The sequence below is a fragment of the Streptomyces sp. 15-116A genome, assembly GCF_025290915.1.
Taxonomy (GTDB): Bacteria; Actinomycetota; Actinomycetes; order Streptomycetales; family Streptomycetaceae; genus Streptomyces.
The window spans coordinates 1-9,070 of record NZ_JAOCQE010000263.1 but is presented as its reverse complement, the minus strand read 5'-3'; the positions used below and the strand labels follow the sequence as shown (position 1 = coordinate 9,070).

General features: G+C 70.5%; 8 protein-coding genes and 1 pseudogene. 7 read left to right on the top strand and 2 right to left on the bottom strand.

Annotated features, from left to right (window positions below; translation table 11 throughout):
* Positions 1-738, bottom strand: a pseudogene (locus tag N4P33_RS28880) (PucR family transcriptional regulator); the annotation flags it as partial.
* Between the two features lie 139 nt (positions 739-877).
* On the opposite strand from N4P33_RS28880, the gene N4P33_RS28875 reads away from it, so the two are divergent.
* From N4P33_RS28875 to N4P33_RS28850, 6 genes are all read left to right on the top strand, one after another.
* Complete coding sequence (locus N4P33_RS28875; RefSeq protein ID WP_260829813.1) at positions 878-1,804, top strand: proline dehydrogenase family protein; 927 nt, start codon at positions 878-880, stop codon at positions 1,802-1,804.
* A 171-nt stretch (positions 1,805-1,975) separates the two neighbouring features.
* Positions 1,976-3,607 (top strand): L-glutamate gamma-semialdehyde dehydrogenase, encoded by a 1,632-nt coding sequence (gene pruA, locus N4P33_RS28870; protein ID WP_260829812.1) that lies wholly within the window; start codon positions 1,976-1,978, stop codon positions 3,605-3,607.
* Positions 3,608-3,736: 129 nt separating this feature from the next.
* A complete protein-coding gene (locus N4P33_RS28865) occupies positions 3,737-4,276 on the top strand; it encodes a GNAT family N-acetyltransferase (protein ID WP_260829811.1) in 540 nt (179 codons plus the stop codon).
* A gap of 263 nt (positions 4,277-4,539) precedes the next feature.
* Entirely contained in the window at positions 4,540-4,671 is a 132-nt protein-coding gene (locus N4P33_RS28860; protein ID WP_260829809.1) for a hypothetical protein, read from the top strand.
* Between the two features lie 76 nt (positions 4,672-4,747).
* Positions 4,748-5,791, top strand: a complete 1,044-nt coding sequence (locus N4P33_RS28855) for a 3-isopropylmalate dehydrogenase (protein ID WP_260829807.1) — start codon at positions 4,748-4,750, stop codon at positions 5,789-5,791.
* Positions 5,792-6,039: 248 nt separating this feature from the next.
* Positions 6,040-7,128 carry a branched-chain amino acid aminotransferase gene (locus N4P33_RS28850; RefSeq protein WP_260829805.1) on the top strand — a complete coding sequence of 363 codons (1,089 nt, stop codon included), beginning with the start codon at positions 6,040-6,042 and terminating at the stop codon, positions 7,126-7,128.
* Positions 7,129-7,166: 38 nt separating this feature from the next.
* Here the strand turns inward: N4P33_RS28850 and N4P33_RS28845 are convergent, their stop codons facing one another.
* Positions 7,167-8,618, bottom strand: a complete 1,452-nt coding sequence (locus tag N4P33_RS28845) for a cytosine permease (protein WP_260829804.1) — start codon at positions 8,616-8,618, stop codon at positions 7,167-7,169.
* Between the two features lie 146 nt (positions 8,619-8,764).
* On the opposite strand from N4P33_RS28845, the gene ureA reads away from it, so the two are divergent.
* On the top strand, positions 8,765-9,070 hold a 306-nt coding region (ureA, locus tag N4P33_RS28840; protein ID WP_260829803.1), incomplete at its 3' end, for an urease subunit gamma.

Sequence of the window (9,070 nt, the reverse complement as noted above, 5' to 3'; positions counted from 1 at the left end):
CCGCAGCAGCAGTGCCAGGGACAGGACCGACGGCCCCGACGGCCCCGACGGCAGGGTGCACAACGCCGTCGCGCCCGGGATCGTCCGCACCGACGGGGCGTCGTCCGGGTCCGCCGACGGCCAGGGCACCACGCACACCACCGTGTGGAGGCCCTCCGCCCGGCTGCCGAGGGCCGCGCGCAGCTCCGCGACGGCCATGTCGCGCTGCCAGTCGCGCTCCGCCGTGAGCACCGCCCGCAGCTCGCGCGTCAGGTCGGCGCCGTGCTGGGCCTCGTCCGCGAGGAGGGCGCCGATGCGGGCGGTGACCTCCATCGCCGCCGCCAGCTGCCGCTCGGTCGGGCCGGGGTCGTAGTCCAGCAGCCAGACATAGCCGAGGACGACACCCCGGTGGCGTACCGGAAGGCAGATGCGGCCCCGGTGCACGCCCGCCTCCGGGGTGCGCGGGATACGGACCGGGGCGGTCGCGCGCGTGATGCCGAAGGACTCGAACCAGGCGCGGACCGCGGCCGTGGAGCGCCGGGTCAGGATCGAGCGGGCGCGCACCGGGTCCAGCGCCGACGGATCGAGGTCGCCCTCACTGTCGTACGCACCGAAGGCGATCAGCTCGAAGTCGCGGTTCTCCAGCGTCGCCGGAGCGCCCAGCAGCTCCGAGATCTCGTCCACCAGCTCCTGGTAGTCACCCCTGTATTCGGACGTCACCCGGGCATTCTCCCGCAAAAACGCGAGGCCTTCATACATCTGTCTGAGATCTGCGGCACGGATGCGTGACAGCTGTCGATGGCCCACGATCGGAGTCATCCTTAGGTTTCACGGTGGTTCTCCGTGCCGTACCCGAAAGGTCGGGTCCGCGGCCATTGACAGTGTGTGGAGGTGCCCCGTGCTGGGTCCCGTGATTCTCGCCGCGTCGCGCAGCGACCGGATGCGACGCCTGATCTCGGCGGCCCCGGTGACCAAGCAGGTCGTCGACCGTTTCATCCCCGGGGAGACCGTCGACGACGTCCTGCCGATCATCCAGGAGCTCACCGGCAAGGGTCTGGAGCTGACGATGGACGTCGTCGGCGAGGACATCACCACCCCGGAGCAGGCGGCCGCCGCCCGGGACGCCTACCTGGAGCTGATCGACCGGCTGAAGCCGCTGGAGCTGGGCACCAGCGCGGAGATGTCCGTGAAGCTGTCGATGTTCGGGCAGGCGCTGCCCGGCGGGCACGAGCTGGCGCTCGCCAACGTCCGCCCGGTCGTGGAGGCCGCCGCCGCGATCGGCACCACGGTCACCCTCGACGCCGAGGACCACACCACCCTCGACTCGATGTTCGCCATCCACGAGGAACTGCGGAAGGACTTCCCGCAGACCGGCTGCGTCATCCAGTCCTACCTCTTCCGCACCGAGGAGGACGCGCGCCGGCTCGCCGCGAACGGCTCTCGCGTACGGTTGGTGAAGGGCGCCTACAAGGAGCCCGCCGAAGTCGCCTACCAGCAGAAGCACGAGATCGACAAGGCGTACGTACGCATCCTGAAGACGCTGATGGAGGGCGAGGGCTACCCGATGATCGGGTCCCACGACCCGCGCCTGATCACCATCGCCCAGGAACTCGCCCACCGCGCCGGGCGAAAGCTCGACGAGTACGAGTTCCAGATGCTGTACGGCATCCGCAGCGACGAGCACCTGCGGCTCGCCGCCGAGGGCCACCGCATGCGCGTCTACACGGCCTACGGCACCGACTGGTACGGCTACTTCATGCGCCGCCTGGCGGAGAAGCCGGCGAACCTGCGCTTCTTTGCGAGGAGCATGATCAGCCGTGGCTGAGACAACGTGGCTGTGCCGCGGCTTCGGCCGGGGGTCCGGGGGTTGTCCCCCGGGAAAGCACAGCATGCGAAGGCTGGCGGAGAAGCCGGCGAACCTGCGCTTCTTCGCACGGTCGATGGTCAGCAAGGGCTGAGCCCGAACACCCGCTCAAGTCAAGGAGTTACGGAACCCATGGACGCTGTGACCCAGGTCCCCACCCCCGTCAACGAGCCGGTGCACGGCTACGCCCCCGGCTCGCCCGAGCGCGCCCGGCTGGAGGCCAAGCTCACGGAGCTCGCCCAGAACCACCGGGAGCTGCCCTGCACCATCGGCGGTGAGAAGCGCCTCGGCGGTGGCGAGGCCTTCGAGGTCGTGCAGCCGCACAACCACAAGGCCGTCCTCGGCACCTTCCACCACGCCACGCAGGCGGACGCCCAGGACGCCATCGACGCCGCGCTCGCCGCCGCCCCGGCCTGGCGCGCCATGTCCTTCGACGACCGCGCCGCGATCATCCTGCGCGCCGCCGAGCTGCTGGCGGGCCCCTGGCGCGAGACGATCGCCGCCGCGACCATGCTCGGCCAGTCCAAGACCGCCCAGCAGGCCGAGATCGACACCCCCTGCGAGCTGGTCGACTTCTGGCGCTTCAACGTCCACTACGCCCGGCAGATCCTCGCCGAGCAGCCCCCGGCGAACTCCCCGGGCGTGTGGAACCGCCTCGACCACCGCCCGCTCGAGGGCTTCGTCTACGCGATCACGCCCTTCAACTTCAGCGCCATCGCGGGCAACCTGCCCACCGCGCCCGCGCTGATGGGCAACGTCGTCGTGTGGAAGCCGTCCCCGACGCAGACCCTGGCCGCCGTGCTGCTCATGGAGCTGCTGGAGGAGGCCGGGCTGCCCAAGGGCGTCATCAACCTGCTCACCGGTGACGGCATCGAGGTCTCCAAGGTCGCCCTGGAGCACCGCGACCTCGCCGGCATCCACTTCACCGGCTCGACCAAGACCTTCCAGTACCTGTGGAAGACGGTCGGCAACAACATCGAGAAGTACCGCTCCTACCCGCGTCTGGTCGGCGAGACCGGCGGCAAGGACTTCCTCGTCGCCCACCCGAGCGCCGACCCGGCGATCCTCAAGACCGCCCTGACCCGCGGCGCCTTCGAGTACCAGGGCCAGAAGTGCTCGGCGACCTCGCGCGCGTACATCCCGGCCTCGATCTGGAACTCCGGCTTCAAGGAGGAGTTCGCGGCCGAGGTCGACGGCATCGCCATGGGTGATGTCACCGACCTGTCGAACTTCATCGGCGCCGTCATCGACGACCGGTCCTTCGCCAAGAACAAGGCCGCGATCGACCGCGCCAAGGAGGACCCGGCCTGCACGATCGTCGCGGGCGGCACGTACGACGACTCGGTGGGCTACTTCGTCCGCCCGACCGTCATCGAGTGCACCGACCCGGAGAACGAGGTGTTCCGCACCGAGTACTTCGGCCCGATCCTCGCCGTGCACGTCTACGAGGACGACAAGTACGACGAGATGCTGACCCAGATGGAGTCGGTCTCGGACTACGCGCTCACCGGCTCGGTCATCGCGGGCGACCGTGCGGCGGCGGCGTACACGATGGAGAAGCTGCGCTACGCGGCCGGCAACTTCTACATCAACGACAAGTCGACCGGCGCCGTGGTCGGCCAGCAGCCCTTCGGCGGCGGCCGTGCCTCCGGCACCAACGACAAGGCGGGCGCCCCGCAGAACCTGATGCGCTGGACCCTGACCCGCGCCATCAAGGAGACGCTGGTCCCGCCGACCGACTACACCTACCCGCACATGGGCTGACAGCCCCGCACGGGGTGACGCCCTCCATGGGCTGACGTCCCCTACGGGCTGACGCCCACCCGGTCCCGGACGGGCCAGGTCTCCCCCCGACCTGGCCCGTTCGTGCGTCCGGATCCGCATACTGGTCCCGTGACCACCCGCCTGCGCACCGCCCACACCGCCGATCTCACCCCCGCCGAACTGGACGCCGTACGTGCCCTGTTGACCGACGCCTTCGACGGCGACTTCGGCGAGGAGGACTGGGACCACGCGCTGGGCGGCATGCACGCCCTCGTCGACGACGAGGCCGGACTCGCGGCCCACGGGTCCGTCGTCATGCGACGGGTGCGGCACCGGGGGCGGTGGCTGCGGGTCGGTTACGTCGAGGCCGTGGCGGTACGGCCGGACGTGCGGCGGACCGGGCTCGGCGGACGGGTGATGGACGGGCTGGAGCGGATCGTCGACCGGGCGTACGACGCCGGGATGCTGTCCGCGAGCGACGACGGAGCCCGGCTGTACGAGGCGCGCGGCTGGCAGCTCTGGGGCGGGCGGGTCTGCGCGCTCGGCCCGGAGGGGGTGGTCCACCTTCCCGAGGAGGAGGACAGCACCTACGTCCGGCCCGCGCTCGGGGGGCCGCTCGACCCGGCCCACGAACTGCTCTTCGACTGGCGCGACGGGGACGTGCTGTAGGCGTCTGTGCAGGTCAGGGGCGTGTGAGGCACCGCACTGTCTCAGATAGTAGGAAGTCCGAGTAATTGTGGAGACAGACGCGCGTCGCTCCTCTAGCTTTGTAGAAGCCGAACGTCTCGCTCGATCAAGCGAATGGCGGTCGTGAGCCGGACCCTGTGCAGGCAACCCCTGCGGTCTTCCTCAGGCTCCCCGCCCCTTCCGGCGTCTCGTAACCCATCCCTTGCGCACCGCCCGTCCGTGCGCTTCGAAGGAGTCGATTCACCATGGCCGAGACGACCGTCCGCCGCCGCGTCCGTCACAGCTCCCCGACCACCGAGTCCGACCGCAGGAACGCCGCCGCCGCGCTGCAGCGCGCCCTCGACCGCCGCGACAACGGTGGGTCCACGGGTCACTGAACACCTCACTGACACGTGCATGTCCGTATGGCGGACATGGCATGTCATCCCGTGGGACGAGGAGTAGGGTGCCCGCATGTCTCGCAGCATCGATCTCGCAGTGATCCCCGGTGACGGCATCGGCCAGGAGGTCGTGGCCGAAGGCCTGAAGGTCCTCTCCGCCGTCCTCCCGCAGGATGTGAAGCTGGAGACCAAGGAGTACGACTTCGGCGCCCGCCGCTACCACGCCACCGGCGACACCCTCACCGACGCCGACCTGGAGCAGCTCAAGCGGCACGACGCCATCCTGCTCGGCGCCATCGGCGACCCGAGCGTCCCCTCCGGCGTCCTCGAGCGCGGCTTCCTGCTCAAGCTCCGCTTCGCCTTCGACCACCACGTCAACCTCCGCCCGTCGAGGCTGCTCCCGGGCGTGGCCACGCCGCTCGCCGGGCAGCCGGAGATCGACTTCGTCGTCGTCCGCGAGGGCACCGAGGGCCCCTACACCGGCAACGGCGGCACCATCCGCAAGGGCACCGCGCACGAGGTCGCCACCGAAGTGTCCGTCAACACCGCCTTCGGTGTGGAGCGCGTGGTCCGCGACGCCTTCGCCCGCGCCCAGGCCCGCCCGCGCAAGAAGCTCACGCTGGTCCACAAGAACAACGTGCTGACCTTCGCCGGTCACCTGTGGACGAACATCTTCAACAAGGTGGCCGAGGAGTACCCTGAGGTCACCACCGACTACATCCACGTCGACGCCGCGACGATCTACCTCGTCACCGACCCCGGCCGCTTCGACGTGATCGTCACTGACAATCTCTTCGGCGACATCATCACCGACCTCGCCGCGGCCGTCTCCGGCGGCATCGGCGTCGCGGCCTCCGGCAACATCAACCCGAGCCGCGAGTTCCCGTCCATGTTCGAGCCCGTGCACGGCTCGGCCCCGGACATCGCCGGCCAGGGCAAGGCCGACCCCACCGCCACGGTCCTGTCCGTCGCCCTCCTCCTGCGCCACCTCGGCTACGACACCGAGGCGAACCGCATCGAGGACGCCGTCTCCGCCGACCTCGCGGAACGCGGTGCCCTGCCCGCCCGCAGCACCTCCGAGATCGGCGACGCGCTCGCCGTACGCGTAGCGGGCTGACCGGCGCGCACTCGACCACAGATTCGAAGCCGCCGGGTCGGACACCCGGCGGCTTTCGCATGTTCCCGCCGGGTGCCACCATCGACCCACCGGGCCGCCTTCACCCCGTTCCGTCCGCGACCGCCCCCGGGCGATAATCGAACGCGGAGCCGCGGAATGAGGGAATGCTCGGACGTCCTAGCACTGGCCACCGGCCGTGCCGGCGTGAGCGCGGCCCGTCACTACAACTCGGTGAAGGACAACCACTCATGACGACGCCCACGATCGAGCTCAAGCCCTCCGCCCATCCGCTCTCGGACGCGGAGCGGGAGGCGATCCTGGCCAACCCCGGATTCGGCCGCCACTTCACCGATCACATGGTGACGATCAAGTGGACCGAGGGCCGCGGCTGGCACGACGGCCAGCTCGTCCCGTACGCGCCGATCTCCCTCGACCCGGCGACCACCGTCCTGCACTACGCGCAGGAGATCTTCGAGGGCCTGAAGGCCTACCGCCAGGCCGACGGCTCCGTCGCCACCTTCCGGCCCGACCAGAACGCGCTGCGCTTCCAGCGGTCCGCGCGGCGGCTCGCGATGCCCGAGCTGCCGGTCGAGACGTTCATCGAGGCGTGCGACGCGCTGGTGAAGCAGGACAAGGCGTGGGTGCCGGCGCACGGGGGCGAGGAGTCGCTGTATCTGCGGCCGTTCATGATCGCGACCGAGGTGGGGCTCGGGGTGAAGCCCGCGAACGAGTACCTGTTCCTCGTGATCGCCTCGCCGGCCGGGGCGTACTTCCCCGGGGGCGTGAAGCCGGTGTCGATCTGGGTGTCCGAGGACCGGGTGCGGGCCGTGCCGGGGGGCATGGGTGACGCCAAGACCGGCGGCAACTACGCGGCGTCGCTGCTCGCGCAGGCGGAGGCGGCGGCGAAGGGGTGCGACCAGGTGTGCTATCTCGACGCCGTCGAGCACAAGTGGGTCGAGGAGCTCGGGGGGATGAACCTGTACTTCGTGTACGGGGACAAGATCGTGACGCCGACGCTGACCGGGTCGATCCTGGAGGGCGTCACGCGTGACTCGCTGCTGAGCGTCGCCCGGGACCTCGGGTACCAGGCCGTGGAGGAGCGGGTGTCCGTCGACCAGTGGCAGCGGGACTCGGAGAGCGGGGAGCTGACCGAGGTGTTCGCTTGCGGGACGGCGGCGGTGATCACTCCGGTCGGGACGGTGAAGCGGGACGGCGCCGAGTGGAGGCAGTCGGGTGGGGAGCCGGGGGAGGTGACCCTGCGGCTGCGGCAGGCGTTGCTGGACATTCAGCGGGGGACGGTGGAGGACAAGCACGGCTGGATGCACCCGCTGGGCTGAGCGGGCGCCCCTGGGGGCTCCGCCCCCAGACCCCCGGCCTATGCCCACCCACCACCCGACTCGGTTGGCTGAGAGGTGGGCCCCACCAGTTCGGCCTCGGGTTGCGTGGACCTCGCACCCGGGGCCGACAGCACGTACGCCACGCCTCCCACCACCCCCGACAGCAGGAAGCTGCAGTCCACCCCGCCGGTCAGGCTCAGCAGCGGGCCCTCGTACGACGGCAGTGACACCGACAGCACGCCGGTCGTCGCGCCCAGGGCCCAGGACATCGTCGCCGGGATGTTCCAGCCGCCGCGGTACCAGTAGATGCCGCCCCGGGAGCGGCGGTTGAAGACCTGGAGGGCGTCCGGGTCGTACATACCGCCGCAGCGGACGTGGCCGATCAGGGTGATGACGGCCCACGGTGTGCCGAGGGCGGTGAGCAGGAGGACGAAGGATGTCATCGCGTCCTGGGCCGTCGAGGCGTAGTGGCCGACGAAGACGCAGGCGGTGGCCACTGCGGCGACCACGTACGTGGCCGTCGCACGGGACGCGCGCGGGACGATCGCGTCCAGGTCCAGGCCCATCGAGTACAGCATCAGGCCCGCGTTGCCGACCGAGCCCGCCGACGCGGCGAGGAGGAGCGGGAGCAGGTACCAGCCGGGGGCGGCATCCACCAGGGGCCCGGCATAGTCCAGCGCCGCACGCGCCGCGTACGACGTGAAGGTGCCGAAGAGCTGGGGGACCAGCAGGCCCAGCATCAGGCCCAGCCAGGTCGCGTGCAGCACCCGGCGTGAGGAGTGGCGGGCCGGGGAGATGTAGCGGGTGTAGTCGCCGAGCAGGGTGATGAAGGCGATCGGGCCGGACAGGCCCGCGGCGACGGCGGCCAGCAGCCAGGTGGGCCAGAAACCGCCCAGGAGGTAGCCGCCCGCCTCCGGGAGCGCGGCGGTGGTGAAGTCGGGGGCGTACGCGATCACGCCCAGGATCAGCAGGGCCGTCATGCCGATCGCCAGGACCCGGGACATCGCCAGCAGCACCCGGTAGCCGTACACCGCGCCCGCCACCGTCGCCGCCGCGAGCAGGCCGTAGATCAGGGCGTACGACGTGTCGCCCGCCGGCATCCCGAACAGCCGGCCGAGGACGCCCACCATCACATCGCCGCCGATCCACACCGTCAGCGCGGTGTAGCCGAGGGCAAGCAGCAGGCCCACCACCGAGCCGACCAGACGGCCGCGCACGCCGAACTGGGCGCCGGACGACGTGGACAGGTTCGTCGCCGTGCGCAGGGAGATCAGCGCCAGGGGCGCCGTGAGCAGGGTGCCGACCACCGTGCCCGCCACGACCGAGGTGAGCGAGGCCCACCAGCCGAGGCCGAAGGACGGCGGGAGCCAGCCGAAGACGATCACGCCCAGGCAGAGGTTGGAACCCAGCAGGATCGACACGAGGTCGCGTGGCCCGCTGGTCCGTTCCTCCTCGGGGATGGTGTCGACCCCGCGCTGTTCCATCGGCATGGCTGGTCTCCTTCGACGGCCGCCAGAATTTTTTGAGCGACGCTCAATGTGACTCCTGCCTTGCTCTCTCGTCAACGGTTGGAAAGCTTCAATTTCGCGCTTAGAGTGTTGCTCAAAGTTGTGGAGAGGTAAGGAGGTGTGCCGCCGTGCGACTGACGCCCACCGAGCGTGACCGGCTGCTGCTGTTCTCGGCCGCCGAGCTGGCCCGGGCCCGCAAGGCGCGCGGGCTGCGGCTCAACGTGCCGGAGGCGACCGCGCTGATCGCCGACACGGTGTGCGAGGCCGCCCGCGACGGCGCGCGTCTCGCCGAGGCGATCGAGCGCGCCCGGTCCGTGCTCGGGCCGGACGATGTGCTGCCGGGGGTCGCGGACGTGGTGACCGAGGTGCACGTGGAGGCCGTCTTCGACGACGGGTCGCGGCTCGCGGTCGTCGCCGATCCCATCGGCGGGGGG